26 protein-coding genes are annotated in these 26,835 nt (G+C 66.8%); 5 read left to right on the top strand and 21 right to left on the bottom strand.

What is annotated here, in order from left to right; all coding sequences use genetic code 11:
• Nucleotides 1-6: 6 nt before the first annotated feature.
• The 3 genes from DFQ14_RS04080 to DFQ14_RS04090 all read right to left on the bottom strand — a co-directional run bounded on the left by DFQ14_RS04080 (nucleotide 7) and on the right by DFQ14_RS04090 (nucleotide 1,701).
• Nucleotides 7-408 carry a hypothetical protein gene (locus DFQ14_RS04080; RefSeq protein ID WP_114451715.1) on the bottom strand — a complete coding sequence of 134 codons (402 nt, stop codon included), beginning with the start codon at nucleotides 406-408 and terminating at the stop codon, nucleotides 7-9.
• Between the two features lie 844 nt (nucleotides 409-1,252).
• Nucleotides 1,253-1,444 (bottom strand): hypothetical protein, encoded by a 192-nt coding sequence (locus DFQ14_RS04085; protein ID WP_114451716.1) that lies wholly within the window; start codon nucleotides 1,442-1,444, stop codon nucleotides 1,253-1,255.
• Nucleotides 1,441-1,701, bottom strand: coding sequence for an HC3 family zinc finger protein (locus tag DFQ14_RS04090; RefSeq protein ID WP_114451717.1), 261 nt, complete (start codon nucleotides 1,699-1,701; stop codon nucleotides 1,441-1,443). Before DFQ14_RS04090 ends, DFQ14_RS04085 begins: the two co-directional genes overlap by 4 nt.
• Nucleotides 1,702-1,823: 122 nt before the next feature.
• Here DFQ14_RS04090 and DFQ14_RS04095 point away from each other — a divergent pair, with 122 nt between their 5' ends.
• The 3 genes from DFQ14_RS04095 to DFQ14_RS04105 all read left to right on the top strand — a co-directional run bounded on the left by DFQ14_RS04095 (nucleotide 1,824) and on the right by DFQ14_RS04105 (nucleotide 3,617).
• Nucleotides 1,824-2,681, top strand: a complete 858-nt coding sequence (locus DFQ14_RS04095; RefSeq protein WP_114451718.1) for a helix-turn-helix domain-containing protein — start codon at nucleotides 1,824-1,826, stop codon at nucleotides 2,679-2,681.
• The gene (locus tag DFQ14_RS04100) at nucleotides 2,678-2,875 is read left to right on the top strand and encodes a DUF397 domain-containing protein (protein WP_114451719.1); all 198 of its coding nucleotides are present in this window, start codon (nucleotides 2,678-2,680) and stop codon (nucleotides 2,873-2,875) included. Before DFQ14_RS04095 ends, DFQ14_RS04100 begins: the two co-directional genes overlap by 4 nt.
• A gap of 211 nt (nucleotides 2,876-3,086) precedes the next feature.
• Nucleotides 3,087-3,617: an SRPBCC family protein gene (locus DFQ14_RS04105; RefSeq protein ID WP_114452103.1), complete on the top strand. Its 531-nt coding sequence runs from the start codon at nucleotides 3,087-3,089 to the stop codon at nucleotides 3,615-3,617.
• Between the two features lie 216 nt (nucleotides 3,618-3,833).
• On the opposite strand, the gene DFQ14_RS04110 is transcribed toward DFQ14_RS04105, so the two are convergent.
• The 5 genes from DFQ14_RS04110 to DFQ14_RS04130 form a co-directional block, all read right to left on the bottom strand.
• Complete coding sequence (locus tag DFQ14_RS04110; protein ID WP_114451720.1) at nucleotides 3,834-5,063, bottom strand: DNA sulfur modification protein DndB; 1,230 nt, start codon at nucleotides 5,061-5,063, stop codon at nucleotides 3,834-3,836.
• A gap of 72 nt (nucleotides 5,064-5,135) precedes the next feature.
• Complete coding sequence (locus DFQ14_RS04115; protein ID WP_141921290.1) at nucleotides 5,136-5,399, bottom strand: hypothetical protein; 264 nt, start codon at nucleotides 5,397-5,399, stop codon at nucleotides 5,136-5,138.
• 215 nt (nucleotides 5,400-5,614) lie between these two features.
• The gene (locus DFQ14_RS04120; RefSeq protein ID WP_420810131.1) at nucleotides 5,615-6,118 is read right to left on the bottom strand and encodes a DUF4234 domain-containing protein; all 504 of its coding nucleotides are present in this window, start codon (nucleotides 6,116-6,118) and stop codon (nucleotides 5,615-5,617) included.
• A gap of 25 nt (nucleotides 6,119-6,143) precedes the next feature.
• Nucleotides 6,144-6,803 carry a hypothetical protein gene (locus DFQ14_RS04125; protein WP_114451722.1) on the bottom strand — a complete coding sequence of 220 codons (660 nt, stop codon included), beginning with the start codon at nucleotides 6,801-6,803 and terminating at the stop codon, nucleotides 6,144-6,146.
• A gap of 152 nt (nucleotides 6,804-6,955) precedes the next feature.
• Nucleotides 6,956-7,573 carry a DUF4352 domain-containing protein gene (locus DFQ14_RS04130; RefSeq protein WP_158546651.1) on the bottom strand — a complete coding sequence of 206 codons (618 nt, stop codon included), beginning with the start codon at nucleotides 7,571-7,573 and terminating at the stop codon, nucleotides 6,956-6,958.
• 192 nt (nucleotides 7,574-7,765) lie between these two features.
• On the opposite strand from DFQ14_RS04130, the gene DFQ14_RS04135 reads away from it, so the two are divergent.
• A complete protein-coding gene (locus DFQ14_RS04135) occupies nucleotides 7,766-9,856 on the top strand; it encodes an N-6 DNA methylase (RefSeq protein WP_114451724.1) in 2,091 nt (696 codons plus the stop codon).
• A 125-nt stretch (nucleotides 9,857-9,981) separates the two neighbouring features.
• Here DFQ14_RS04135 and DFQ14_RS04140 read toward each other — a convergent pair whose 3' ends face one another.
• The 8 genes from DFQ14_RS04140 to DFQ14_RS04180 form a co-directional block, all read right to left on the bottom strand.
• Nucleotides 9,982-10,197 (bottom strand): type II toxin-antitoxin system RelE family toxin, encoded by a 216-nt coding sequence (locus DFQ14_RS04140; protein WP_114451725.1) that lies wholly within the window; start codon nucleotides 10,195-10,197, stop codon nucleotides 9,982-9,984.
• On the bottom strand, nucleotides 10,198-10,452 hold the full coding sequence (locus DFQ14_RS04145; protein ID WP_158546652.1) for a type II toxin-antitoxin system prevent-host-death family antitoxin: 255 nt from the start codon (nucleotides 10,450-10,452) through the stop codon (nucleotides 10,198-10,200). It abuts the gene before it with no gap.
• 508 nt (nucleotides 10,453-10,960) lie between these two features.
• On the bottom strand, nucleotides 10,961-11,632 hold the full coding sequence (locus tag DFQ14_RS04155; RefSeq protein ID WP_114451726.1) for an SDR family oxidoreductase: 672 nt from the start codon (nucleotides 11,630-11,632) through the stop codon (nucleotides 10,961-10,963).
• Nucleotides 11,632-13,575 carry a hydantoinase B/oxoprolinase family protein gene (locus tag DFQ14_RS04160; RefSeq protein WP_114451727.1) on the bottom strand — a complete coding sequence of 648 codons (1,944 nt, stop codon included), beginning with the start codon at nucleotides 13,573-13,575 and terminating at the stop codon, nucleotides 11,632-11,634. Before DFQ14_RS04160 ends, DFQ14_RS04155 begins: the two co-directional genes overlap by 1 nt.
• On the bottom strand, nucleotides 13,572-15,650 hold the full coding sequence (locus tag DFQ14_RS04165; protein ID WP_114451728.1) for a hydantoinase/oxoprolinase family protein: 2,079 nt from the start codon (nucleotides 15,648-15,650) through the stop codon (nucleotides 13,572-13,574). The genes DFQ14_RS04160 and DFQ14_RS04165 overlap by 4 nt, the downstream gene beginning before the upstream one ends.
• 226 nt (nucleotides 15,651-15,876) lie before the next feature.
• Complete coding sequence (locus tag DFQ14_RS04170; RefSeq protein WP_114452106.1) at nucleotides 15,877-17,298, bottom strand: uracil-xanthine permease family protein; 1,422 nt, start codon at nucleotides 17,296-17,298, stop codon at nucleotides 15,877-15,879.
• Between the two features lie 79 nt (nucleotides 17,299-17,377).
• Nucleotides 17,378-17,689 carry a malonate decarboxylase subunit alpha gene (locus tag DFQ14_RS04175; protein WP_114451729.1) on the bottom strand — a complete coding sequence of 104 codons (312 nt, stop codon included), beginning with the start codon at nucleotides 17,687-17,689 and terminating at the stop codon, nucleotides 17,378-17,380.
• 42 nt (nucleotides 17,690-17,731) lie between these two features.
• On the bottom strand, nucleotides 17,732-19,168 hold the full coding sequence (locus DFQ14_RS04180; RefSeq protein WP_114452107.1) for a carboxyl transferase domain-containing protein: 1,437 nt from the start codon (nucleotides 19,166-19,168) through the stop codon (nucleotides 17,732-17,734).
• Nucleotides 19,169-19,554: 386 nt separating this feature from the next.
• Between DFQ14_RS04180 and bar the strand changes: the two genes are divergently transcribed.
• A complete protein-coding gene (gene bar, locus DFQ14_RS04185) occupies nucleotides 19,555-20,694 on the top strand; it encodes a barbiturase (RefSeq protein ID WP_114451730.1) in 1,140 nt (379 codons plus the stop codon).
• Between the two features lie 90 nt (nucleotides 20,695-20,784).
• Here bar and DFQ14_RS04190 read toward each other — a convergent pair whose 3' ends face one another.
• Genes DFQ14_RS04190 through DFQ14_RS04210 form a run of 5 tightly spaced genes read right to left on the bottom strand, consistent with a single transcriptional unit; the run spans nucleotide 20,785 to nucleotide 26,618 of the window.
• Entirely contained in the window at nucleotides 20,785-22,059 is a 1,275-nt protein-coding gene (locus DFQ14_RS04190; protein WP_158546653.1) for a PucR family transcriptional regulator, read from the bottom strand.
• A gap of 56 nt (nucleotides 22,060-22,115) precedes the next feature.
• The gene (locus tag DFQ14_RS04195) at nucleotides 22,116-22,778 is read right to left on the bottom strand and encodes an SRPBCC family protein (RefSeq protein WP_114451732.1); all 663 of its coding nucleotides are present in this window, start codon (nucleotides 22,776-22,778) and stop codon (nucleotides 22,116-22,118) included.
• Nucleotides 22,775-25,222, bottom strand: coding sequence for an aerobic carbon-monoxide dehydrogenase large subunit (gene cutA / locus DFQ14_RS04200; RefSeq protein ID WP_114451733.1), 2,448 nt, complete (start codon nucleotides 25,220-25,222; stop codon nucleotides 22,775-22,777). Before cutA ends, DFQ14_RS04195 begins: the two co-directional genes overlap by 4 nt.
• The gene (locus DFQ14_RS04205; RefSeq protein ID WP_114451734.1) at nucleotides 25,219-25,713 is read right to left on the bottom strand and encodes a (2Fe-2S)-binding protein; all 495 of its coding nucleotides are present in this window, start codon (nucleotides 25,711-25,713) and stop codon (nucleotides 25,219-25,221) included. The genes cutA and DFQ14_RS04205 overlap by 4 nt, the downstream gene beginning before the upstream one ends.
• Nucleotides 25,710-26,618, bottom strand: coding sequence for an FAD binding domain-containing protein (locus tag DFQ14_RS04210; RefSeq protein WP_114451735.1), 909 nt, complete (start codon nucleotides 26,616-26,618; stop codon nucleotides 25,710-25,712). Before DFQ14_RS04210 ends, DFQ14_RS04205 begins: the two co-directional genes overlap by 4 nt.
• Nucleotides 26,619-26,835: the final 217 nt, after the last annotated feature.

The following is a 26,835-nucleotide window of genomic DNA, read 5'->3' on the forward strand; positions in this document are numbered from 1 at the left end:
TCGTCCTCACTGCTGTGCCCGCTCGCCGAAGCCGGTGGCGTTGCCTTCGTCGATTTCCTGGTACAGGGCGATGCCCTTCTTGATGGCCTCGATCACCTGCGGAATCTGTTCACGGCTCTGCAGGATTGCTTGCTCGAAGGAGTCCTCGCCGCCTGTGGCGACCTGCTCGTTGAAGTCCGCGATGGCCTGTCCGGCGGGGCTGTCCCCCAGCGGTGTCCGCCGCTTGACGATGTGCATGTCGCCGAGTCGGGCATTCAGGTAGTCGGCGTACTCCTGGAAGATAGTGATGAGTTCGTCGCCGGCTTCGGGGGTGACCTGGAACTGGCCTTGGCCCGCCGAGCTGATGATCTCCTGCATGGCGTTGTTGGTGGCCGACAGGCTGCTTGCCACCTGTTGCGAGTCCGTCATGACGGGTTCGCGTCCCCCAGCCGTTCGCGTGCGCGCGCGTGCGCCTTCCGGTGATCGGACTGTACTGATCATGGTACGGAAGTTCAACGCACGATGTGAAGGAGCTGCACAGCGGCGCGACAGACGGAGTGAACGGAACTTTCGCCTCGATAGATGTGACGAAAGTTCCGTTCACTCCGTACCGCGTACGCTCACGAGAGGGTGGATCAACTCTCTACATCTGGGACATGTGGTTTCTGGTGTGGGGTGTACTGCTCGGGCTGGCGATGCTGCGGTTCACCCGCCTTCGCGCGCGGCACAGCACACATGACGGCGAGAACCATCAGGCGTAATGTTCGGTGAGCATACTCGCAGGTCAAGCGGATGCCGGTGTGGAGCGCGCCCCGAATTCCCGATAATTCGGACAACTTTGGCAATGTCGACACCGCTTCGGCAGTAGGTGACGATCGATTTCGCGGGAAACTGTCCAATCCTGAGCCGGAGGCAGAATCGACCGGACACGGCGTGCCCCGCATCTCCCGGCTGCTGTTGCCTCTCGGGCCGGTGGGGAGCCGCAGGCCGGTGCACGGGGGAAGGGGAGACACCGACCTGCGGCGACGGTCCGGGTACCGCGTGTCGGGGGTTACGGGCCGGACCGTGGTTTCTGACAACCGCGCAGCCCGTCGAGGACGCGCTGCAGCGGCGGCAGTGTTGGTTCGGAGAACGTGCCGGTCTCGTCAACGAGCGGCGAGGCGCTGTAGTTCCTGGCTCGTGCTGGAGTCCCGGTACCGGGGCGTTTCCCGGGGATTGTCGGTGGGGTTGCCGTCGGGGTCGGTGGCGGGTCAGGTGATCGCGGGCGGGTCGGTCATTCGGCGTTGCCGTCGATGACGGTGGGTTGGTCGTGGCCGCGCAGGGCGTGGGTGAGTTGTTCGAATCCGGCGGCCAGGTGGGCGAGTTCATCGTTGCTGTAGTGCCCGGCGGCCACGTCATCGAGGGCGTGATCGAGTGCCGTGCGGGCGTAGCGCATCAGGCTGACCAGGTGGGTGTGGCCGGTCATGATCCCTCCCGTACGCGTGCTGCTTGCTCGGCGATCGCGGCCCGGCTGGGCAGTCCGGCGAGCTGGCGTGCTTGCTCGTCGCAACCGGGGCAGGTTTCCCACAGCCACGGGATCTCACCCCGCTCGGTGGTCACCTCCCGACCGCACAGGGTCGTGACAGTGGCCTCGGCCGGAAACGCGCGGCCGGGACCGGGCACCGGATCGCAACTGGCGTGCCGCTGCCGCGCGGCAGGAACCCAGGTGAAGGGATGGGGCATGATCTCGCCTCTCGATCGCCAGCGATAGCTGTTTGGTTGCAAACCAATATGACGGTTGCGCAACCACTTACACAATGCCCCGTTCGCATGACTATGGGTAGTTGCTTCGCTAGGATTGGTTCATGCCTGCAACCAGTGGGACTCCGCGTGGCCGTGCCCTTGCTGCCGCTCTGCGAGAGGCTCGAACCTCTCGCCAGATCGGTCTGCGTGATCTGGCTCGGCGCATCCGCATCTCCCACACTCTGGTGTCCCAGTGGGAGCACGGTCATCGCGTCCCGAAGACCGAGGACGTCTCCGCTGTGCTGACCGGATTGGGCGTGGATGCGCGTGAGCGCGAACGCATCATCGAGTTGGCGCGCAATGCCGGTGAGAACGACTGGCTGACCTCGGGGCTTCCGGGCATGTCCCAGCAAATGGCGGGAATGCTGGAATGCGAGCGGGAGGCATCGACCATCGTCGACTGGTCACCGTTGCTGGTACCGGGTCTTTTGCAGACCTCCGACTATGCCCGGGCAATCCTCGGCGCAGGTGGGGTGCCGCGTGAGCAGGTTGAACCGCGAGTCCTGTTCCGTTCGGGGCGGCGCGACATCCTCAGCAAGAACCCGCCGGTTCAGTTACGTGCGCTGATCGGTGAGGGTGCTCTGCGCGTGCGGGTGGGTGGTGACGCGGTATTGGCAGACCAACTGCGCTACCTGCTCAAGACTGCGGAGAACTGGGAGAACGTCACTGTCCAGATCGTTCGTAACGACGTTCCGTGGCATCCGGGTACGGCAGGACCGTTCGTGCTCTACGAGTTCGAGTCCAGCCCACCAATCGTGCTGCTCGAACACCACCGCTCGTCCGTGTTCTTGCACAACGAGGACGACCTGGTCGAGTACCGCTCCGCAGCGGATAGCCTTCGCGAGGAAGTGGCGATGGGCCCGGAAGCCTCGGCGGAGCTCATCGCCGATGTCATCAGGGCACTGGAGACGACAGGATGACGATATCGCAGCTCCCCGGGAACTGGCGCAAGTCCAGCTACAGCGGCCAGGACACGAACTGCGTCGAGGTCGGCCGTGTCGCCGGTGGTGCGGCGGTTCGCGACAGCAAGGACCGATCCGCCGGCTACGTCACGATCACGGGTACTCAGTGGCGGGCGTTCGTGGCGGCGATCAAGACCGACCGGTTCACCTGACCCGAGCCGGGTCGTGCCGGCCGGGCGTCTTGCCGGGGTTTCCCGGTGGGCCCCGCGTGCTTCTCAGGCGGTGCACGTGGCAACCCGCCGCCCACGCGCGCGTCCGCGATGCGCTCGGTCCGAAGTTGTGCCGAAAACTTCGGGCCTCATAGGCCGTCCGGTGGGGCATACTCGCCGTGAAGCAGTGATCAAGTGGCAAGAGGAGATCGGCGTGCGTGAGGGGAACAGCCCGAGGGTGGAGTGCGAGGTGCACGTCGAGGCGGATCCGGATCGGGTGTGGGAGCTGGTGACCGATATCGAGCTGCCTGCTCGGTTCAGCCCCGAACTGCAGCGCGTGCGGTGGCTGGACGGTGCCGACCGGCTGGGCTTGGGCGCCCGCTTCGAGGGCCACAACTGCAATCAGGCGCTGGGCCAGTGGCGCACCGTCTCGCAGGTGGTCGAGCTGGAGGCGCCGCGCGCGTTCGCCTGGGCCGTGCTGGATCCGGACGGTCGCTACGGCAACGGCGCGACCGACCCGCAGGCGCCGATGGCCACCTGGCGGTTCGACCTCACCCCCGCAGCAGGCGGCACCCGGCTGCGGCACGCCGCGCGGCTCGGCCCGGCCCGTTCCGGGCTGGACCTGGCCATCGAGGACATTCCGGACAAGGAAGACGCCATCATCGAGCACCGGCTCGCCGACCTGCGCGCCGCGATGCAGGAGACGCTGCACGGCATCAAAGCCCTCGCCGAGCAGTCCCGGTAGTCACTCGATGCCGGGGCCGGAGATCGCCTTCGTTGAGGATTTCCTCGGTGGAGCACGGGAATTGCTCTCCGGCAAGGCCAGGGCTGGCGAAGATCTCACCACGGCGCTGCGGCATCGATAATCCCGTATCGAGCGATCCTGTGGATTTCCCGCATCCATCGACTCCGGCCGGGAACGAGCAGCCTTGCCCACTCCCGGCCGTCGCGTAGTCGGAAGTCATGCCCGTGGGGCGTTCGGGTACCACGAGGTCACAACGGTGGCGAGATGCTGCAGGTTCTGCGTGCGCATGACGGGTGCCGAAGCAGCCTGCTCGAAATCACGACCTGCCTCGGTGCGGCGCCAGATCCCGTCATCCGGAACCGGTGCGGCCATGTGCGGTGCGAGCGTGGTGAAGAACGCGGCGATGTCGTTTTCCGCCACATCCTTCTCGCGGAGTGCCCGGTAAGTACCCGCGAGTACCCGCAGCATGCCGACGGAGCCCAGCAGCGATCGGCTTCGCAGGTCCGTCGGGGTGAGTGTGCCATCCGCGACATCGGCGAGATCCGGAAACGCCGTGGTGATGCTGTCGAGGAAGCCGTGCACCTCTTCCACCACTGCTTCGTCGGACAGTTCCGATTCCCGGCGTTTGCTGACCCGGCCACCCACTCCGACAGCGACCGCCTTTGTCAGGTCGGCGACGTGTTTGGCTCCGAGCAGGTTGACGCTGTTACGGGTCATGCGGTCCTGTTCGAGGTCGACTCGGCCTTTCAGCAAGGCGTGGTCGATGACCCGGTCCAGAGTGCGATTGACGATTTTCGACCCGTCGAAACGAGCACGCAGTGCTGTGGAGATGCCCTTGGCGTTGTCGGCGACATCGACGAACATCTGCCGTGCCTGCACGGAGTCGGGTTCGACATAGATGTCCAGGCCGATTGCTTCCTGCTGCAATCTGTCCAGGGATGCGCGCAGCCGTTCGAGTTTGGTGCGCAGTGTGGCGATCCGGTTCTCGGAGCGTGTGCGCGTCAGGTCCCGCTCGACCTTGTTGATCTCTTCCGACAGGCGCTGCGTTTCCAGGCGGGTGCCGAGGATCCGGTGCTGACCGTCGATGGTGCTGAGCGCACCGACTGATCCGGTGGCCCAGGGGATGTTCAAATAGCCAACCCGGTGATCACCGTCGTCCAGTGGTTGAAACGTGCATCCGCCGTTGTCCCGGGCGAGCAGCGTGGGGGCGACCCAGTTCTGATGTGTGGTCATGTAGTCGCCGAAGGACTTGGCGTGGCGGGTGTTGACCTTGCGGTTGTCCGGGTCGGTCTGGTTCGGATTCGGTACGGGCAGGATCTTGTCCAGGTCCAGCAGTGGCACGCGTGTGCTGTAAACGACCCGACCGCCTTGGACGCTGCGCATGGCGAGGTAGGTGTCCGAGCGGCGGCCGGCGGTGATTCGGTCGGCGTCGATGCTGAGTGACATGGGGACTCCTGAATCGTGATGAACGCTGTCGTGAAGGGGCGCTCCGGCGGGAAGAGCAGGCGATCGCCCTGCTCACCGGCCGGGTCGGCGGCACTGCTCGCCGGAGTCGTCGGAGGTGTGGGGGGAGTAGGTGGCGTTGCGGCGGTTGAAGCGGGCGTCGTTGCCGCAGTAGGGGCAGACGCGCCACTCGGTTTTCGAGTGTCCGGTGCCGGATCCGGCGCCGTCGCGCGACTCCGCTCGGTTTCCCGGCTTTTTCGCATGCTCGTTGTCCGGCAGTGCGATCACGCGAAGCGAGTTCGCCACGTACCTGCGGACGAACCATCTGCGTTGACCCATTCCTTCCCTCCGGGAGCTGTGTGCCGTCGGTGTCGTCGAATGAGGACGGTGTTTCTTTCGGAAACGGCCGGGATCGTGCAGTGTGCTGCGGTGAAGCGGAGCCGCCTTCGGGAGGAGATTCGCGCCGGGACGGCACGGGGCAGGCTCGAGGTGGAGAAAGCGAGACATGGCCGGTGGGATCGCGGGCCCCGGCGCCGGAGCCCGCGGGGATCACCTCACACGAACAAGGGCACCTGCTGGCCCTCGCCGACACCGTAGGAGTCGGCGATCTTGTTGAGTTCCGCCTGGTAGTACAGAACGCCCAGGCCGAATACGAGCATCAGCACCGTGCCGGCACCGGGTGAGCAGGTGGCCTGCAGTCCGGCGGCGCGTTGGGCGTTGCGGATCCGGTCTCCGCAGTTGTAGTAGCTCACCAGGGGCGCGATGATCGTCCAACTGAGCAGGAGCAGCACCAGCACCGGCCCGGCCGTGGGAACCGCCCGGCGGCGGTCGAACTCGGCCATCTCCTTGTGGATCTTGTAGTACCACACCAGGACGTAGATGCCGAGTGTGAGGCACGGCCACAGCAGCCACGCGGCCACGGGATGCCGGTTTTTCATGGCGAGGCCGAACGCGGCGGGCTCGCCGGGCACGGCCGGAGGCTGCGCGCCGGGGTGCGGCGGCTGGTGCGGCATGGCGGGCACGTTCGGCGTCTGGCTGTATGGGTTCGGCTCGGTCATTGCTTCGTTCCTTTCGTGAGTGGTGTCAGGCGGCGGTCGCGGCGGTGCGGGCGAGGTTCTCGGTGTGCGTGGTGTCGCCGAGGGAGCCGCGAGGGCGGATGTTGAGCAGCTCGGCGAGTGCCGCGGTGGCCTCGGCGCGCAACGCGGCGGTGGCTTCGGCCAGCTCGGGGTAGGTGGCCGCCACGTGCTCGGGCAGGGCCGCGTTGTCGTCCGGGAGCTGCGCCCACCGGGTGTGTGCCGCCTGCGCGCGGGCCAGTGTGGACAGTGTGAGGGTGTCGGGCGTGGTCAAGGCGGGGACCCGGGCGACGAGTTCGCGGACGATGCGGGCGTGCTGGCCGACCGCGTTGCGGGCCTGCCGGACGGTGGTCAGCCTGGCCTGGTCGTCGGCGAGCTGGTCGAGCACGCGCCGGCCCCATTCCTCGTCGAGAGTTCCCTCGCCGCAGACCGGACACGAGGTTTCCCCGTGCCGGTGGTGGAACTCCAGGGCCTGCCGGAGCAGATCGGTGCGGCGGTCCTCACCGAGGAGGGAGTCGTCCAGCAGACGGGCCGACTCGGCGATGGCCGAGCGGAGGTTGCCGACGGCGTTGTCGACGTCCTGCTGGGACGGGATCCACGTGTGGGCCAGTTTCCGGAGCCGGACGAAGTCGCCGCCGTGTTCGTCGGTGCCGTGGGGTGATTCGACCATCGGGTTTCCCGCCTTTCGGCGTTGAGGAGCTCGCGCACCGCCGCGCGAGCGTGGGGGGGCAGGGGTCCTGTCGGGCAGGAGGGGGAGCGCGGCAGGACCCTCGATGGGTCAGCGGGGCAGGGCGGCAGGACCCGCCCGGCCGCCGGAATCCGTCAGAACTGGCCGGAGAAGTACACGGTCTCGGCGGCGAAGGGGTTCGGCTGCACCGAGATCTGCAGCTTTCCGGCCTCCTCGCCGATCTCGTAGACCGAGGTGAACGTGGTCGAGCCTCCCGGCGGGAGTTCGACGTCGGGCAGGGTGTCGCCGGCCGCGTAGTTCTGCTGGGCCACTTGCCCGTTGTGCTGGGCGGTGAGCTTGGTGGACATGGCGTTGTACTCGTCGTCGCCCTTGTTGGCGATGGTCACGTCGAGAGCGACGAAGCGCTTGCCCTCCGGGGCCTGCAGGAACTGGTTGGACGGGGTGTACTCCTCCGGCGCGGAGACCGTGATGGCCTCGCCGCCGCTCCAGGTGTGGGTCTCGCCGAACTCGAGGCGGGTCACGCCGCCTGCGTTGCTCTGCTCCGCTTCCGGTGACTTCTGCTTGCCTGCGGACTTCGCCTCGGTGCCCGACTCCGCCGAGGGAGTGGTGGTTTCCTGCCCGTTGGCCGCGGCGAACAGGAAGACGATCAGCACGAAGCCGCCGACGATCCACGGCCACTTCTTGCGCTTCTTCGGCTGCGGCGGCTGGGGCTGCTGCGGGTACATGGCGGCAGGCTGCTGCGGATATGACATGGCTCTTCCTTGGTCGTGCTGGGGAACGGAGTGCTGTGTGGCTTCCGCGGTGGTCCCTGCTGGGCGGGGCTGCGGCTGACGGAGCGATGTCCGGTGGGTCGCACCGGCGCTGCTCTCTCGTTGACAACAAGAGATAACCATAGCCATGTGAACGTTGTCAACACACATCTTTGGTGTGCTACTGTTTTCGGTGTGACCGAGCACGAGGGGGCGCCGGCGGGTTCCGGCGCCACGATCAACGCGGTGGACATCGCCCGCCTGGCGGGCGTGGGCCGGGCAGCGGTGAGCAACTGGCGCAAGCGTTACGCGGACTTCCCCGAACCCGTCGCGGGCACGACGAGCAGTCCGCTGTTCGACGCCGAACAAGCTCGTGCGTGGCTCCGGGAGCAGGGCAAGCTCCGAGAGCTACCGCTGCGCGAGGAGTTGTGGCGCGCGCTGGATGTGCTGCGCGGCAGCACGCCCCCCGGAGCGGCGTTGGCACTGTTCGCGGTGGGCCTGTGCTACCTGCGTAGCCGGGGCGGCAAGCTGACCGAGGAGCTCGGCGACGAGGTGCTCGCCGATGACGCCTCGCTGGTCGAGGCGGTTCGGGAACGCATTGCCACGATGCGGCCCGAGCAAGTGCCCATCGAGCTGCCCACACCGGATCGGACGTGGGCGACGTTGCTGCGGCTGCTCGACCGGGTGGCCGACGAGCCGGATGTCTTCGACGAGCTGGTTCCGTCCGCCGTGGAGGGGTCGGCTCGGCATGGCGGTTCGTGGAGGATTCCTCCGGAGTTGGCGGAGCTGATGTATCGCCTCGCGGGGGGCACCACGGTCCTCGATCCCCACTGCCATGCCGGCGAGCTGCTGCGGCCCGCGCTGCGAAACGGCTCGGAAGGGGCGCTTGTTGCCGGTCAGTACCCGGACCGGCAGGCCGTGCAACTGGTGAGGGCGGCGCTGTGGCTGCACTCCGAGGACGTGCCCCGGATCGAGGTGGGCGACGCCCTGCGTGCCGATGCTTTCCCGGGCGAGACCTTCGGCTCGGTGCTGTGCGTCCCGCCGTGGGGTGGCAAGGACTGGGGTTTCGAGGAGCTGCAGTTCGACCCGCGTTGGGAGTACGGCCTGCCGCCTCGCTCGGCCCCGGAGCTGGCGTGGGTGCAGCACGCGCTGTCGCATCTCGAACGGGAGGGGGTCGCCGTGCTCGCCCTGCCCGTCGCGGTGGGGACGCAGGCGCGGGGCAGGCGCATCCGCGCGGAACTGGTGCGGCGCGGTGTGCTGCGCGCGGTGATCGCGCTGCCCGCCGGGGCGTTCACCACCTCGTCGGCGTTGACCGTGCTGTGGGTGCTGCGTTCTTCCGCGGCGACACAGCCCGGGGGGATCCTCATGGCCGACGGTTCACGGGCGCGGGCTGCGCGCGGCCCGGACTGGCGGGCCGTGTCGGACCTGGTGCTGCCCGCGTGGCGCGAGTTCGATTCCACGGGCGAGTGCGCGGAGCAGCCGGGGGAGTTGCGGGTGGTGCCCGCGATCGATCTGCTCGACGACGAGGTGAACCTGACCCCGGCCCGGCACCTGGCTTCGGCGCCCGAGACCGATGTGGACGGTATCCGCACGACCCGGGATCGGCTGCTCGACGTGCTCGGGCAGGTGCCGCAGCACGTTCCGGAGGTGACTGCGCGGACCGAACCGCCCGCGCCGTCCACCACGGTCAACGAGCTGGCCCGCATCGGTGCTCTCACGCTGCTGCAGCAGAGCGGCTCCGGTTCCCGCGAGGAGCAGGAAGGATTGTTCACGGCCCTGACCTCGCGCGACGTGATCCAGGGTGGTGCCCCGTCGGGGTCCTGGGGTGGGTCGGGAACCCGCGAGCCCGTCTGGCTGCAGCCCGGCGATGTGGTGCTGCCGATGCTGGGCGGGCAGTTGACCAGCCGCGTGATCGGTGACGAGCAGGCCGTGCTCGGTACGCACCTGTGGTTGCTGCGCCCCAACCCGGAGCAACTCGACCCGTGGTTTCTGGCCGGTTTCCTGCGCAACTCTGCCAACGCCACCCTGAGCAGCGGGTCGTCGATGTCGCGTCTGGACGTGCGGCGAGTGGAGCTGCCGCGCCTCCCGCTGGCCGAGCAACGCGCCTACGCGGCCGCGTTCCAGCAGCTGTTCCGGCTCGAACACGGCTTGAGTCAGGCTGCGCAGCACGGCAGCGAGCTGATCACCGCGATGATCGACGGACTGACCGGCAACGGGCTGCAGCCACCCGAGGAGGCGGGACAGGACGGCGACGCCTTCGGCGCTTCCGGCAGCGCGCGCGAGTGACCGGCCCCAGCTCGCTTCGAGTCTCGCTGGAGCCCTTGGTTGTTCAGGCGGGACCAGCAACGATGCTCGCTGTCGTTCAATTCCTCACGGTTCTTCTCCAGACCCGGATCCTGTACCGCTGCTACTCAGGCCCCTGGGCACGGTGCGCCGTGGGTGCCGGACCATGAGTCGCTGAGTGAGCTGGGGAGGCGATCGCGGCGTGCCAGGCGGGGGTATTCGGCGAAATTTTCGATCGCGTCTTCGATCGCGTCTTCGATCGCGGCGGCGTCGCCGGGCTGTTTGCGGGCGAGCTCGTCGAGTTCTTTTTCGGCGCGGGGTACGAGGTTGATCTCGTAGCGCACTCAGGTGTTCCGGCGCTGGGTGCGACGCACGAACGGGACCGGCTGTTCTTCGCCGGAATCGATCGCGGCGAGGCGGTCGCGGGCTGTTTCCAGGTCGTCGAGGTCTTCGAGGAGTTCGGCGGCTTGGGCGGAGACGACGGCGGCGGCGCGGCGGCCGTGTTTGGTCAGGTAGGTGATCTCACCGGTGTATTCGGCGCGGTCGGTGACTGGACCGATGTCGGTGCGTGCGGAGGAGACGGGCATCTCAGCGGACATGTTTTTAATGTGCATTATGTATATATGGGTGTGCCAGGCTTGCCCGGCTCTGCTTGCCGTGGCGTCGAGCGCGGGTACGGCGGGCCGCGGGGACTCGCGCGCGTGGACGTGAACACCTGGGGTCGCCGTGTTTGTCGTGGTAGCCGAACATGCTGGCGACCACCGGTGCCGGGGCTTGCAGGACGAGGTGGCGTAGGCCGCACCTCCGCGCTGCGCTACCTCGTCGGCGCCGGCGGCCTCGGCGCGCTTGGCTTCCCTGACCAGTATTGCCCGGGCCTCATCCCAGCGTGATGCGGCCTGCAGCGCTTCAACCTGGGCGAAATCGACTGGCAACAGCACGCACTTTGCCGAGTGCAGCCCTCCGAGCCGATCACGGACCAGCTCGTTGGCCAACCGGTAGTACTGCGCGCTGGACTCCAGCTTATCCCTCCCAGCAATCCAATGGTCAACACAGGAGTCATGCTGTCATAACGTTCCGAAATTCCGGATAGCTCGTAAGCCCCGCGACTCAACGGCCGAGGAGTGCCTGCATTGTTCGAGTGCCGACCGGCAGGCCGTGGCGGTCGTAGTAGGCGAACATCGCGTCCAGCCACGCTCCTTGCCCCGACGGGCCAGGCACCCGCGTCGCCGTCACTCCTGCTTCGGCGGCGAGTTCGGCGACGGTGGCGCTGCGGGACGCCAGTTCGTAGGTCGCGCCCGTGTGACCGGGCTCGGTCAGCACCGTCGCGGCCACCTCGGCGACATCGTCGAGATCGGCGAATCCGAACACGGCATGCACGTCGTAGGGTACCCGCACGGGGCGAGTCAGATCCAGATTCTGCACATAGGCCCCGGGCTGCAGGATCGTCCACGCGAGACCGCAGCGGCGGAGCAGGTCCTCGGCGCGTGCCTTGCCGAGATGGTGGGGCATGTCGGGGGTGTATGGCGCGGCCACCGAGTGGTAGACGACCTGCTCGATGCCGCAGGCCCGCAGGTCGTCGAGGACGTCGGCGACGTAGCCGGGCTCGTCGGCGTGCATGTTCGGTGCGATCAGGTATGCCGCACTGCATCCGTGGAACGCGAACGAGCCGCACGCCCGCTCGGCCCGGCCGAGCGGAACGGCCTCGACTCTCCGCTTCCGGAGCGCCGAAGCCACCGCCCGGCCGGTTTGGCCGTGTCCGCCGGGAATCGCGACACGCATCAGAGCAGGTCGACGGCTGCGTGTTCGGCGCCTGCCGCCAGCGTGGCATAACCCGCGCCGCGGTCGAAGAACGCGGCGTCGGCCTCGGTGCGGCTGGCCCGCTCGGCGGTGGTGGCCGCCGCGTCAAAGGACAGCGTGTCGTTCTCAACGGACCCGGTCAGCACGATGCCGTAGTCCTTCAGCGCGCCTTCGGTGGATACCTTGCGCCATAGCACGTCGCGCACCACAGCTTCCGGATCGCGGCACAGTGGATCGCCCCAGCCACCGCCACCCGTGGTGCGGATCCGGATGACCTCGCCCGCGGTGACCGGCTCGGCGTCTACCAACGCGTCGACGTTACGCTCGTTCGGCCCATCCGGGTCGATTGTGACCTCGAACGGCCGCCCTGCCTTGCCGCCCTTGACGCCCCAACAGGACAGAATGGATCGATCCGCGATAGACATGAAATGCCCGTCCTTGAGCATCCTGATGTGCTTCTCGTAGCCGAGCCCACCCCGGAACTGCCCGGCGCCGCCGCTGTCCACAGCAAGCGAGAGCGACTCGACCCGCAATGGGAACCGTGACTCGGTGAATTCGGTCGGCAGGTTCCGCGAATCCGGGACGACATGGATCGTGTCCTCCCCGTCGGCGTAGTAGCGGCCGCCCGAGCCACCGCCGAGCACCTCGCGCATCAGATACGTACGCCCCTCGAAGTCCTCACCGTACACGCCGGTGTAGCGGATCGTTTCCTGATCGGCGGGCATCTGGCCGTCCACGGCCTTGGCGACGACCCCGGCCAGCACCCCAAGCAGCCGCAGGATGACGAAGGTGCGGGCGTTGGTCGGGGCGGGAAATACCGGGGTGAGTAGCGTGCCGGGTGGCGGGAACCGCATTTCGATCAGCGGTACGATCCCCTCGTTGACGTCCAGTTCGGCCATTCGCTCGGGGGAATCGGCCAGGTTGCGCAGGATAGGCGCGAGCCACTTCTTCAGGAAAACCCCGTCGGAGTAGTCGCCGCAGTGATTGATGGGCCCGTTCGCCTGTGGGGACGTGCCCGCGAAGTCCAGGATCAGTCGTTCGCCGTCCGGGTCGTCGGCAGCGGTGCGGGTCAGCGTGATCCGCTGGGCGTGCAGCTTGGGCTCGTCGATGCCGTCGTGCTCGGCATAGTCCTCCCAGGTCCAGGTGCCGACCGGGATGCGGGAGAGGATCTCCCTGCGGTAGGTCTCCGTGGTTTGGGAGATGATCGCGTCGAAGCAGGACTCGACGGTGTCGATGCCGTAGCGGTCGAACAGCTCACCGAGCCGCCGGGCGCCCATGATGCAGGCGGAGCACTCGGCGTCGAGGTCTGCGGCGAGCGAGTCGGGCGTCCGCGAGTTCCGAGTCATGATCGACAGCGCGGCACGGTTCGGCACCCCGGCGTCCCACAGGCGGATCGGCGGGACCATCAGCCCTTCTTCGAACACGCTTGTCGCGTTCGACGGCATCGAACCGGGCACAGCGCCGCCGATGTCGTCGTGGTGTCCGAACGCTTGCACGAACGCGACCAGGCGCCGCTGCCCTTCGGGGCCCGCGAACACCGGCACGGTCACGCACAGATCCGGCAGGTGCCCGATGCCGCCTTCGGAACGGTACACATCGTTGTGGAAAAAGACGTCGCCCTCGCGCATTTCCTCGATCGGGAACTCGCGGGCGATCGGGTGCACAAGTGCGGAGTAAGAGCGTCCGGTGAGTTTGCGCAGCCGCCGGTCGTGGATACCGGCGCGGAAGTCGTGCGCGTCGCGGATCATCGGACTGCGGCTGGTCCGGGCGATGGCTGTCTCGACTTCCATCTCCACGCTGGCCAGCGAACCCTGCAGGATCTCGACAAGGACGGGATCGGCGGTCGCGCCGTTGTCCGGGGTAAGCGGGCCGAACGGGAACTGTGTCGGGGCCCGCCGGGAGTCGGTGTCGGTCGTTGCGGTCACTGCGCCACCTTCCGGGTCACGATGATGTTCAGGTACTCGTCGATGCGGGCGGTGAAGCCCGGATGTAGCGGGACGGTCGAGCCGAACTCCTCGACGATCGCCGGGCCATCGAGAACCGTGCCGGGCACGAGGTCGGCTCGGCGATACACCGGGGTATCGAGGAAAGCGTCATCGGCATCGAAACAGACCGGCCGCCGTTCAAGCTCGGTCACGACCGGGTTCGCGGCCAGCTCATAGGTCGGGATCTCGGGTTGGCGGATCGGGCCGAGCCCGGAGACCCGCAGGTTCACCCACTCGACCTGCTGGGCCGGGTCGCCGGCGAAGTCGTATCCGTACAGCGCGCGGTGTGCGGCGTGGAACTCCTCGGCGACGGTGTGCAGGGTCGCCGCGTCGATCGGCCCGTCGGGAACGTTTACCCGCACCTCGAAGGCCTGCCCGAAGTAGCGCAGATCGGCGGAGCGGACGAACTGGTGCTGCTCGGCTGGGAAGCCTTCCTGCGTCAGCGCCGTGGCCGCCTGCCCGGTCAGTTCGTCGATGATCCGGGTGACATCGGTGGGCCGCAACGAGTCGGCCAGGGCGATGTGGGTCTGCACGTAGTCGTTTTTGACGTCCACGGTGAGTAGTCCGAATGCCGAGACGTTGCCCGGGTCCGGTGGGACCAGCACGGTCGGCACGTCGAGCACGTCGATCAGCCTGCACAGCAGCAGCGAACCGGACCCACCAAATGTGGTCAGCGCGAAATCCCGGACATCGAGGCCGCGTTTGACGGTGACCTGACGCAGCGCGTTGGCCTGGTTCCAGGCGGAGATCTCCAGGATGCCGGTCGCACAGGCCTCCGGGGTCAAGTCGAGCTGCTTGGCCAGCGCCTCGATGCCGCTGCGGGCCGCGTCGACATCGAGCGGGATCTCGCCGCCGAGCAGATGCGCCGGCACACGGCCGAGGAAGACGTGGGCGTCGGTGATGGTGACCTCGGTGCCGCCGCGGCCGTAGCACAGCGGGCCGGGATCGGCGCCCGCCGAGTGCGGACCGACCTTGAGGGTGCCTTCCGGGGAGATCCAACCGATCGAGCCACCGCCTGCGCCGACCGTCACAACATCGATCATCGGGATCTTGGATGGGTACTGGCCGACGGCGCCTTCTGTAGTCAGTGTCGGCTCGCTGTCGATCACCAAAGAAACGTCGGTGGAGGTACCGCCGCCGTCGGAGGTCAGCACCTTGTCGAAACCGGCATTCTTGGCGATCAGCGCCGTGCCGAGCGCGCCCGCCGCGGGGCCGGAAAGGACTGTGGTGATCGGCTGGTGCACCACTTCCTCCGCGGAAAGCACACCGCCGTTGGATTTCATCACGTAGAACGGCACTTCGCGGTCGCCGTAGGCGGTGAGGCGGTTCTTGATGTTGCCGACGTAGGCCGATAATTTCGGTTTCACCGCCGCGTCGACGAGCACGGTCGTCGCCCGCTCGAACTCGCGGTACTCGCGCAGCACCTCGCTGGAGAGCGAGACGATCGCCTCGGGATGTTCCTCGGCGAGGATCTCGCGCATCCGCTGCTCGTGCGAGGAGTCGGCGTAGGCATGCAGGAAGCACACTCCCAGTGTGTTGATGCCCTTGTCGCGAAACCAGCGTGCGACGGCACGGGCGCCGTCCTCATCGAACGGGCGAACCTCGACTCCGGTGTGTTCCAGCCGCCCCTCGACGCCTTTGACCAGATCTCGCGGCACGATCCGGCTCGGCTTGACCCAGAAGTAGGAGTTGCCGTAACCGTCGGGAACGGACTGACGGGCGATTTCCAGCATCGCTTCATAGCCGCTGGTGGTGATGAACCCCAGCCCTTCGACCTTGCGCTCGAGGAGCTGGTTCGTCGCCACAGTGGTGCCGTGGCTGATGGCATCTACCGCCGATCGATCCGCCTGAAGAGAGGTCAGGACCTTGTCGATGCTTGCCAGGAACCCATCTGCCGGATTGTCGGGTGTGGACGGTGTTTTGGTCGAGACGAGTTCGCCCGCGTCTTCGTCGAAGGCGACGACGTCGGTGAACGTTCCACCGGTATCGATACCGATTCGGATACGGCGAGTCATACGGTTCCCTCCTGCCTGCGTGCTCGTGCGACGGGGCACAGCAACGATTAAAGCGCTCGGCCGAGGTGGCGGACATGGCAATTCTTGCCGAGGCATGCCCGCATGGCTGGTAAGTTTCGCCGAGACGGCCCAGGGCCTGCCGCGAAAGCCCACGTTGTGTCGCGGAGGAGAAGGCTTTCCCGACAGGCCCTGGGCCGGTCGTTGATTACTGCGGTTTTGTTTGTCGCTATCGCGGTTCGAGGTCGGAGTCGCCCTGTCCGGCATCGGTGAACGTGCTGTCGTCGCCCCCGCCTGCGGGGACAGCGTCGCGTCGCGAGCGCCTGCCGCGCAACATGTGGAAGTAGACGATGACGAAGATCGTCCCGAGCGCGATACCGCCCAGTGCGAAGTTGTCGGTGATCTCCAGTTTTACGCCGCCGATGCCCGCGATCAGGCCGCCAGAGAGGCCGATCAGGTTGACCGGGTCGCCGAAGTCGATCCGGTTCTCTACCCAAATCTTCGCACCGAGTAGCCCGATCATGCCGTAGAGCACCACGGTGATGCCGCCGAGCACTCCACCGGGGGTGGCGCTGACGATCGCGCCGAACTTGGGGCACAGTCCGAGCACGATCGCAACACCCGCCGCCGCGTAGTAGGCGGCGGTGGAGTAGATGCGGGTGGCGGCCATAACACCGATGTTCTCGGCGTACGTCGTGGTCGGTGAGGCGCCGAATGCGCTGGCGAACGCGGTCGCGATACCGTCCGCACCGATCGCGCGCCCCATGTAGGGATCGAGGTCCTGGCCGGTCATCTCCGAGACCGCTTTGACGTGGCCGGTGTTCTCCGCGATCAGGGCGATCACGCCGGGCAGCGCCAGTAGGATGAAAGTCAGCGAGAAAGACGGGGCGTGCATGACGGGGACACCGTCGGCGAGTTGCCCGCTGGGCAACCCAAACCAGTCCGCGCTCGCGACCGCGTCCCACGAGACCCGTTCGTGGGGTACAGCCTCGCCGTTGCTGTTCGGGGTGACCGAGGTGATCTCGCCGAAGAGCAGGTCGGCGAGCCAGGACAGCGCGTAGCCGAAGATCAGCGCGAGGAACACCGCGATCCGCGACCAGAAGCCCGGCAATCGTACCGCCGCGAACGCTAGGGCACCGGCGGTGATCAGCGCGATCCACTGGTCCTGCGGCCAGTAGGTACTGGCGACCACGGGCGCCAGATTGAAGCCGATCAGCATGACGACCGCGCCGGTGACAGCCGGTGGCAATGCACTGTGGATGAATCTGGAGCCACCGAAGTGAATCAATAACCCGACGAGTGCGAGTACCAGGCCCGCGACGAGAATCGCCCCGGTGACGTCTGCGGAGTCACCGCCCTGGGCCCGGATCGTCGCGACAGCACCGACGAACGCCGCACTCGTACCCAGATAGCTCGGCACCCGGTTCTGGCAGATCAGCAGGAACAGGATCGTGCACAGTCCGGAGAACAAGATGGACAGGTTAGCGTCGAGCCCCATGATGAGCGGGAAGACGAATGTCGCGCCGAACATCGCCATCACGTGCTGCGCACCGAGACCAGCCGTTCGCGTGACACTGAGCCGTTCCATGGGGCCGACATACTCGCCGTGCGGCGGCGTCTTACCGCCGTGCACAACCTGCCATCTGAACATCGACATGGCACGCCCTCTTTTCCGTACTGAACTCTTGCACCCGTGCGGAGACCCTAGTGCGCCGGATCACAGCCGAGCATTAGCAGTACTTGCTGAACGATGACGTGCTGAACTGGCACAGGTTGCCGATAGCGCTTGGATCCAGGTCGGCCAGTGAGCGCGACAGGAAGTCTGCCTGCTTCTGATTGTTTCCCTTGATGAACACGCGGTCTCCGCTGCGCACCAACGTGCGCAGAGCCCCGGCGATGCGTCGGGTCGGCAGACGTTTTCCGTCAGCCAGGCCGGCCACCTCGGCTAACCTGCGCTTCTTGCTGGCGCGACCTGTCGCCCAGTCACGATTCGCGGGCCGGATCGGCAGCGGAGTCATCTCCTCGTGGAGGTTGCTGGACACAACTCGATCATCCCAGGAAGAATCGTAAATCCATATTGGATATCAGAGCCCGACCGAATGCCAACGAGTCATACGAGTGTCGATGCGTTCCTGAATCGCGTGCGCGGGCATGTCCGCGAGTTCAACGTCGATGGCTCTCGCGATGCGCCGCAGAAAGGTCTCCGGTTCGCGACTCGCGTCCGGCTGCTCCGGCACAATCCTGTCGACCGCTCCGGTTTCGAGCAGGTCGATGCTGTGGATACGCTGCTCTGCGGCGAGTTCCGGCGCTCTGTCCGGAGTTCCGTGCACGATCGCGCTCGCGCCTTCCGGGGGTAGCGGTGTCAGCCATGCGTTTTCGGCAGCGAGGACACGGTCCGCGGGTAGCAGAGCCAACGCCCCGCCGCCGCAGCCCTGCCCGAGCAGCACCGACAGCGTCGGCACCGGCAGCGCGCCGAGGTCGGCGAGGCACCGAGCGATCTGTCCGGCCAACCCAGCCTCCTCGGCTTCTGGTGAGAGCACCGCACCGGGCGTGTCGACCACGGTCACGAGCGGGAGCCCCAGTTCGGCTGCGAGTCGCATCCCGCGCCGCGCGGTGGCCAGACTGTCCGCGTTGAGCGGTACCTCATCGGGCGCGGCGCGGTCCTGTCCTACCACGACGCATGCGGATGAGCCGAACCGTGCCAGACACAGCACGACGGCACCACCGCGGTTGCCTTCCCCGGAGCCTGATAGCTCGACGACATCGATGGCTTGTTGTCGAATCAACGCCACCACTCCAGGACGCTCAGGTAACCTTGTCGATTCGACGGCGTGCCAAGCCTCGGGTGCCGGACGCTCCGGCGACTTGTATGTCGCGACATCGTCCGGTTTGCCCGGACCTTGCCGTAGCAGCGACAAGAACCGGCCGACGGTCGCGGCGAACTCGTCAGCGGTAACGACGGCGTCGACGATGCCGTGCTCGTACAAGTTCTCCGCGATTTGCACACCACGTGGGAAATCGATCCCGGTCAACGCGCGGTACACCTTCGGCCCGAGGAAGCCGACGAGCGCACCGGGCTCGGCGAACGTGAGGTGGCCCAGCGAACCCCACGACGCCAGCACACCGCCGGTGACGGGATGGCGCAGGTACACCAGGTACGGCAGGCCGGCCGCCTTGTGCTTGGTGACCGCGTTACTGATCGACACCATCCGCAGGAACGCTGGTGTGCCTTCTTGCATCCTGGTCCCACCTGATGCCGGTGCGGCGATCACCGGCAGTCCCTCGGTTGTCGCGCGCTGCAGCGCGGCGAGGACACGTCCGGCCGCGTCGCGGCCGATCGACCCGGCGAGGAACGAGAACTCACTGCACACCACAGCGACCCGGTGGCCGCCGATGAGCCCCTCACCGGTCACGATCGACTCGTCAACCCCTGAGCGTTGGGCCGCACCGGCACGCTCTTGACGGTAGCCGGGGGAATCGGATACATCGCTGAGCACGCTCTGCGGAGCCTGCCACGGCAGGAACGAGCCCGCATCGAGTACCTCGCGAAGCCACCGCTGCGAGCGTGACTCGTCTTGTTCGTCGGCTGTCCTTGCCGTTCCTTCGACAGCGGCCCCGACATCGGCCAAAGACTCGCTCACGGAACCTCCTCACGCTCGGCACGTTGGCAGGCGCACCGCTGCGCGACGCGCGACGCACTTGCTGTACTCACCATGAACTATCCACGAGTAGCCGGTCGCCGGAGAGTGGCGAAACTTGACCAACAATCGGAAGTGGTGTCGGCAACTTTTGCCGACGGTATTCGCCGGGTGCCCTTCCTACGGTGGAGTCGTCTGCTCGTCCTTGCGGATCTGTTGGCTCGAGGGACGGGGGTTGTTCACCGGAGAAACCAGATTGGATGGAAGGTATGACACGACCAGTCGAGGTCCACAAGGTGGCGATCGAGAGCGTCACGGATGCATCTGGTCTTGCCACGCTGATCGACAAGGGCGTATTCGCCGCCGACGACGTGCTCGCCGTCGTCGGCAAGACCGAAGGCAACGGTGGGGTCAACGACTACACCCGCATTCTCGCCGACCGTGCGTTCCGTGAGGTGCTGCTGGACAAGGGCAGCCGCTCACTGGCAGATGTCAAGCAGGTACCGCTGGTGTGGTCCGGCGGCACCGACGGCGTCATCTCGCCGCACGCGACGGTTTTCGCCTACGCGCCACAAGGCCGCTACGAACCCAGCGATGAACCGCGGGTGACGGTCGGCGTGACCATGAGCGAGGAAATCCTTCCCGAAGACATCGGCAGGCCGGCGATGGTGAGCAAGGTCGCCGACGGCGTGCGGGCGGCGATGAAGGCGGCGGGGATCACCTCGGCCTCCGACGTGCACTATGTGCAGACCAAGACACCGCTGCTGGTGCTGGACACCATCAATGATGCGAAAAGCCGCGGCCACGACGTCTTCACCGAGGACACGCTGAAGTCGATGGACGTGTCGAACTCGACGACCGCGCTCGGTATCGCCGTCGCGCTCGGCGAGATCGATGAGCCGACCGCGGAACAGATCCACAGCGACCTGTCGCTGTACTCCTCGGTCGCGAGCTGCTCGTCCGGTGTGGAGCTCGACCGCGCGCAGATCGTCGTGGTCGGCAACGCGACCGGCATCGGCGGCAGGTTCCAGGCAGGCCACTCGGTGATGCAGGACGCGCTGGACGGCGACGGCATCTGGTCGGCGATTCGTTCCGCCGGGCTGTCCCTGCCGGATCGACCACACTACAGCGACCTGGACGGCCGCCTGGTCGGCGCGTTCCTCAAGTGCGAGGCCGACCCGACGGGCAGCGTGCGCGGCCGTCGCAACATCATGCTCGATGACTCCGACGTGCACTGGCACCGCCAGATCAAGGCAACCGTCGGCGGCGTCACCGCTGCGGTAACCGGCGACCCGGCGTCGTTCGTGTCGGTCGCAGCCGTGCACCAGGGTCCCTCCGGTGGCGGTACGGTCGCCGCGATCGTCGACCACGGCGACAACCCCACCGGCTACCGGTGGCCGCAGAACTGACCGTGCGACATACGCTGGTGGGGCGGCGCGTTGATCGGCATTAGCCATCGACCCGCCGCCCCACCAGAGCGTATCTCCTGATCAACAAACTCAGTGCGCGAACTCGTATGCCTGTAGTGCGACGGCGACGTTCAGCCGCAGCCGCGGGTTGGTGGTCAGTGGCCCGAGTAGGCGTTCGAGCTTGCTGAGGCGGTAGCGCAACGTGTTGTAGTGAAAGAACAGCTCACGCGCGGCCTGCGCGAGATTGAAATTCGTGTCCAGCAGCGTCTGCAGTGTGGTGCGCAGCCCAGCGGCCTCCTCGGTGTCCTCGGCAAGCGGGCCGAGGACATCGACGACATAGGTGCGCAGTTCTTCCGTTCGGTCGATCAGGGCGATCAGGCGGTGTAGCCCGAGCTCGTCGAAGTGCATGATTGTCGAACCTTCGGAGGTCCGCCGCGCGACGTCGAGGGCGCGGCGCGCCTGCATGTAGGCCTCGGGCAGATCGTGCAGCCCTTCGGTGCGCCTGCTGGCGCCGACCGAGAAGGGCCGCCTGCCGCCGCCGCGATCGCCTGCGACGTCCCGGGTGGCTTGCCGCACGATCTCGGCGGCCTCGTCCACGGTCGCGGCAGGCATTATCGTGACGACTTCCGAGCTGTAGTCCACACACGCTGCTGCGGGATCCGTCTCCTGCGCCACCTTGCGCCAGCCCGCGGCGAACCGTTCGTGCCAGCGCCGACGCTGGGTTTCGTCCACGGTCAGGCTGTCGCGGTCGAGCATGGCGACGATGACGACAGACGGCCGTTGCAGGTCCCAGCCGAAACCACCCGTGTGGTGCAGCACGTACTGCTCGTCGCCGGTCCTGCCGAGTAGCACGTCGCGCAGCAGGTCGCCTTGGTACTTGTTCTCCACCGCGGTCACGGCCTGCTCGCGAGTGATCAGCAGCGCCGCCACCGCGGCCGCCCGTTCCAGCGCTTGCACGTCGGCGGGCCGGATCGGCCCCGAACACCGGACCGCGATGAGTCGGCCGAGCTCGACGCCGCCTGCGGCGACGCGCACCATGAGGATCTCGCCGTCGTGGACGCCGACCGGGTGGGCCAGGCGCTCGACCCGCGCCCGCCCGGTCATGTCCAGCAGTTCCCGCTCGGATAGTGACTCCGTGGTGGCATCGGTCAGGGCATTCGCCCATTGCCTGCCGTCGGTCGTGGTGAACAGCACTTCCAATTCGAGCAGGCGGGAGGTTTCGCCCGCGATGCGGTCGAGATTCCCGCCGTCGAGCACGATGCTGGTCAACGCGGTGTGCAGCGCGTCGATCCGCAGCAGTTCGGGGTCACCCTCGGCGCCGCGCATCGGCTCGGGCTCGAACGCGACCGGCTTAGCCGGGAACATCGCGGAGGTGGCTGCGCCATTTCGGTCGGTACCAGCTGAGCCGGATGCGCGGGGACTCATCGCCGCAGTCCTGCTCCGAGTGCCACACCAAACGCCACCAGTCCCGCGCCGATACCGACACCCATGAGCAGTTCCCGGCTCGAGTGTTCGCTGCTTGCCGCGACCGGCGTGGTGATCGCGCGAGCAGGTGCGGATTCGGCCGTCGCGCCCGTGGCCTGCTCGCCGGCCGAGGTTTCGACAGTCGGGGCTTCGACGGCCGCGGTTTCGGCTGCCGGACCACCGTTGTCGATGATCTTGCCAACGTTGCCGAAAAACTCGCCTGCCATGCGTTTGGACACCGACGTGAGCATGCGGCTGCCGACTCCGCCGACCATGCCGCCAACCGTGGCGTCGGCCTCATAGGTGATACGGGTGCCACCACCGTCGGTCGCGGTGAACGCGACATCGACCTTCGCGTCCACTGTGCCAGGAGCTCCGGAGCCACTCAACGACATCACCAGCGACTCGTGTTTGACCAGGTTGCTGAGCTCGCACTGGCCGCTGTAGGTGCCCTTGACCGCTGCTACCCCGGCGGTCACGGTCATCGCATAGGAATCGGGGCCAACCGTCTCAATCTTCTCGCACCCAGGAACCGCATGACGAAGCGTCTGCGGGTCCAAAATGGCGTCCCAAACGGTTTCCACCGGATAGGGAACCACGTTTTCGCCGGCGAACTTCATGCTGACTCCTCTCCTGACCCGTCCTGCTTCGGCGGGCGTGCTGATGTGGTGCTGGTGTGCTCGGCGTGGCGCTGCCGAAGGTCGTACAGCTCCGCGGGGGATATCGGCATCGACGTGATGGAGAATCCCTCGGCGTTTTCGACGGCTGCCGCGATGGCCGCCGAGACAGGAATGACGCCTGCCTCGCCCGCTCCCTTGATCCCGAGCGGATTCAGCGGGGAGGGGGTTTCGAGATGGTCGACGTCGATCTCGCCGGGGATTTCGGTGACGTACGGCATCAAAAAGTCCATGAAGGACGCATTGAGTAGCTGGCCCGAGTCGTCGTATGCCATGCGCTCGTACAGCGCACCTCCGATGCCCTGTGCCATGCCGCCGTGGATCTGTCCCTCGACGATCATCGGATTGATCATCCGGCCGCAGTCGTGCACGATGGCGTAGCGCAAGATCTTGATTTCTGCGGTTTCCGGGTCGGTTTCGACGATGGCGGCGTGCATGCCGGAGGCGAAGGTCGAACGGTTCGGCGAGTAGAAGTCACGCCCCTCAAGGCCGGGCTCGTCGTCCTCGTCAACCGGCGGCTTGTCCTGATCTCCGACCGAGAACTGGGTCGCCGCCTGGGAGGCCTTGTCGAACGCGTAGCGCAGCGGGTTGGACAGTACAGCGAGCGTGCCCAGCGCGATACTGTTGGACGGGCTGCCCTTCACCTGCACGGATCCGTCCACCATTTTCAGGTCGGCCTCGTCCGCCTCGAGCGCGTCGGCCGCGAGTCGCAGGGCCTTCTCCTTCGCGCGCAGCGCCGCCAGGTGCATCGCCGAGCCGCTCATAACCGCGGCCCGGGACGCGAATGTGCCCACGGAGTACGACATCCGTCGCGTGTCGCCGGTGACGACCTCGACGTCCTCCATCGGTACGTCGAGTGTGTCCGCGACGACCTGCGCGAACGCCGTCTGATGACCTTGACCCTGGGTGGTGAGTCCGGTGGCGACCTTGACCTTGCCCGAGGTTTCCACGTGCACATGGGCCCCTTCGTAGGGACCGACGCCGGTGCCCTCGACGTAGCAGCCCAAGCCGATGCCCACGCGGCGACCTTCCGCCTCGGCCTCGGCCTTGAACTGTTCGAATTCGTCCCAGCCGATCAGCTTACGGATCTTCTCCAGCATGGCCGGGTAATCACCGGAGTCGTAGATCAGCGGGCGCCCGTCCTGGAAGATGAGGCCCTGGTCGTAGGGGAACTCATCCGGCTGGATGAGATTGGCCGCGCGCACCGCGGTGCGGTCGAGTCCGAGGTGAGCGGCGATCGCGTCGATCGTGCGCTCCATCGCGAAGCAGCCTTGCGGTCGCCCTGCGCCACGGTAGGGCGTGACGATCACCGTGTTGGTGTAGAGGCTGTCGAAACGCACCCGGTAGTTGGCCGGCTTGTAGGGACCGAGCAGCTGGGTCGAGGTGATGATCGGCACGATGAGCCCATACGGCGTGTAGGCGCCGTTGTCGTGCCAGAACTCCACATCCAGCCCCTGGACGCGCCCCTGATCGTCGAACCCGACTCGGATGTGGTGTTCCTGCGCGCGCTCGTGCGCGGCGGAGATGAAGTGCTCTCGACGGTCCTCTGTGAACTTGACCGCCTGTCCCGTAACCTGTGCGGCCCGGGTGACCAGCAGGTCCTCCGGCCACGGATGATTGATCTTGACGCCGAAACCACCCCCGGTGTCTGGGCAGATGACGTCGACCTGGCCGAGGTCGAGTTCGAGTTTCGCGGCGACCGCGGCGCGCACCCCGGTCGATGCCTGGGTCGATGTCCACACCTGCAGCCTGCTGGTGTCGTGATCCCAGCGGGCGACGGTGCCGCGGCCTTCCAGAGGCATCGCCGCGCTGCGTTCGATGGAGAGATCGAGTTCGAGCACGTGCGGCGCGGCGTCGATCGCGGTGGGTGCGTCACCGACGTTCTGCTCCATCCGCGCGGCAACGTTGCCAGGGACGTCGTCGTGCACCAGATTCTCCGCCGCGCGTGCCGATTCGATGCCCACTACCGCGGGCAGCGGCTCATAGCTGACGCTGATGCGTCCGAGCGCGTCCTCGGCGAGGTAGCGATCGTCGGCGACAACGAAAGCGACCGCTTCGCCCACGTAGTTCACGGTGTCCTTGGCCAGCGTGTACTGAGTGCGCCCGTGGGTGAGCGCGGGATGCGGGATCAGCAGCGGTAGCGGTTCCGCCATGGCGCCCGCGAGATCCTCATGAGTCCACACCAGGTGGACGCCGTCCATGTCGATAACGTCACTGACGTCGATGTCGAGGATCCTGGCGTGTGCGTGCGGGCTGCGCAGTACCGCGGCATGCAGGGTCGCGGATGGCGTGTCGACGAGGACGTCGTCGACGTAGCGGCCCTGACCGCGAAGGAAACGCTGGTCCTCGACCCGTGGTACTTTCTCGCCGAACAGTTGTGTGCTCATCGCGAATCCCTCTTCAGTTCGGCGGCACGATGCACCGCCCCGACGATGTTCTGGTACCCGGTGCACCGGCAGAGGTTGCCCGCGACCATTTCCCGCGCCTCATCGTCAGTCGGTGCGGGTTGCTGTTTCAATCCCGCCTCGATGGTTGTCATAAAGCCCGGCGTGCAGAACCCGCACTGCAGCCCGTGGCATTCCAGAAGCGCTTGCTGCACGCATCCCAGCGATCCGTCGGGATTGGTCAGTCCCTCCACGGTGGTGATCTCTTGGCCGTCCAGTGCGACCGCGAGTACGAGGCAGGACCTGGTTGGCTTGCCGTCGATCAGAACGGTGCACGCCCCACAGACCCCGTGCTCGCAGCCCACATGCGTGCCGGTGAGTTTGAGGTCGTGCCGCAAGCAGTCACTGAGCAGTCTGCGGGCGGGCAGGTTGAGCCGATGCGGCACCCCGTTCACCGTCAGCAGCACGTCGTGTCGGGTCTCTGTTGATGTCATGCTTCGCTCCCTACGGCCGGGCGGGTGGCGGCTCGATGCGTCGCGTCGGAGAAGGCGGCGGCAACAACACGCTTGGCGAGTACGCGTGCCAGGTGTGCCCGGTAGGCTTCGGAGGCGTGTACGTCGGCCGCGGGATCGAGCGCGCCCATCGCGTGTTCGACGGCCGCTTCAAGGACCACCCGACCTTCCTGCGTGCTCAGCGACATTCCCGCGAGATGCTCGGTCAACTCGGCCACCACGGGGACGTCGTGCACGGACATGAACCCTGCCCGCGCCGAGCGGACGTGTCCGCCGTCGACCTCGACGACTGCTCCGACGCCACACAGCGCGTAGTCGCCCTGGCGGCGCGCCACCTCCTCGAATGCGATACCGGTCATCGGCGGCAAGGCAGGGAAGAAAGCCTCCACCGCGACCTCGTCGTGTTCCAGCGACGACTCCAGCGGACCGATGTAGAGAGACTCGGCGGGGATCGTGCGGCGTCCGCGCGGCCCGACGACATCCAGTGAACCAGCCAGCAACAGCAGTATCAGCGGCATCTCGGCCGAGGCGTCGGCGTGCACGAGTGATCCGACGGTGGTGCCGCGATTGCGGATCGTGGCATGCCCGACATGGCTCAGCGCGGCGGCGACCAGTGGCTGTACCTCACGGGCTGCGGTGTTGGCGAGGACATCGGCGTGCCGGGCGAGCGCGCCGAGGTGCACTCCGTCGGAGTCCGCACGTACCTCGTCGAGCCCCGCGATGCCGTTGATGTCGACAAGCAGACTCGGACCCGCCAGGCGCATCGACAGCAGCGGGATCAGGCTCTGCCCGCCCGCGAGGACCTTGCCGTCGCTGCTGCCCGCGAGTGCTTCGACGGCCTGCTCGATGCTGTCGGCGCGGACGTAGTTGAACGGGGCGGGTTTCATGTCGCCGCCACCACCTTGTGGTTGCGGGCGGGGAACGAAGTTCGGAGAGTAAACGGCTCAGGCATGGCACCCTGGTCTTTCGGATTCCTGGTGTTTCGCGCATCGTGTCGTGGATCACGGAACACGGCGTTTCCAGTGACCGTAGGGCCGTATGTGGTGGCGGTCACCACCCTGCTGAGGTGGTTCCACACCACACGAGAGCGGGCCGATATCACCC

The organism is Halopolyspora algeriensis, from assembly GCF_003337235.1.
GTDB lineage: Bacteria > Actinomycetota > Actinomycetes > Mycobacteriales > Pseudonocardiaceae > Haloactinomyces > Haloactinomyces algeriensis.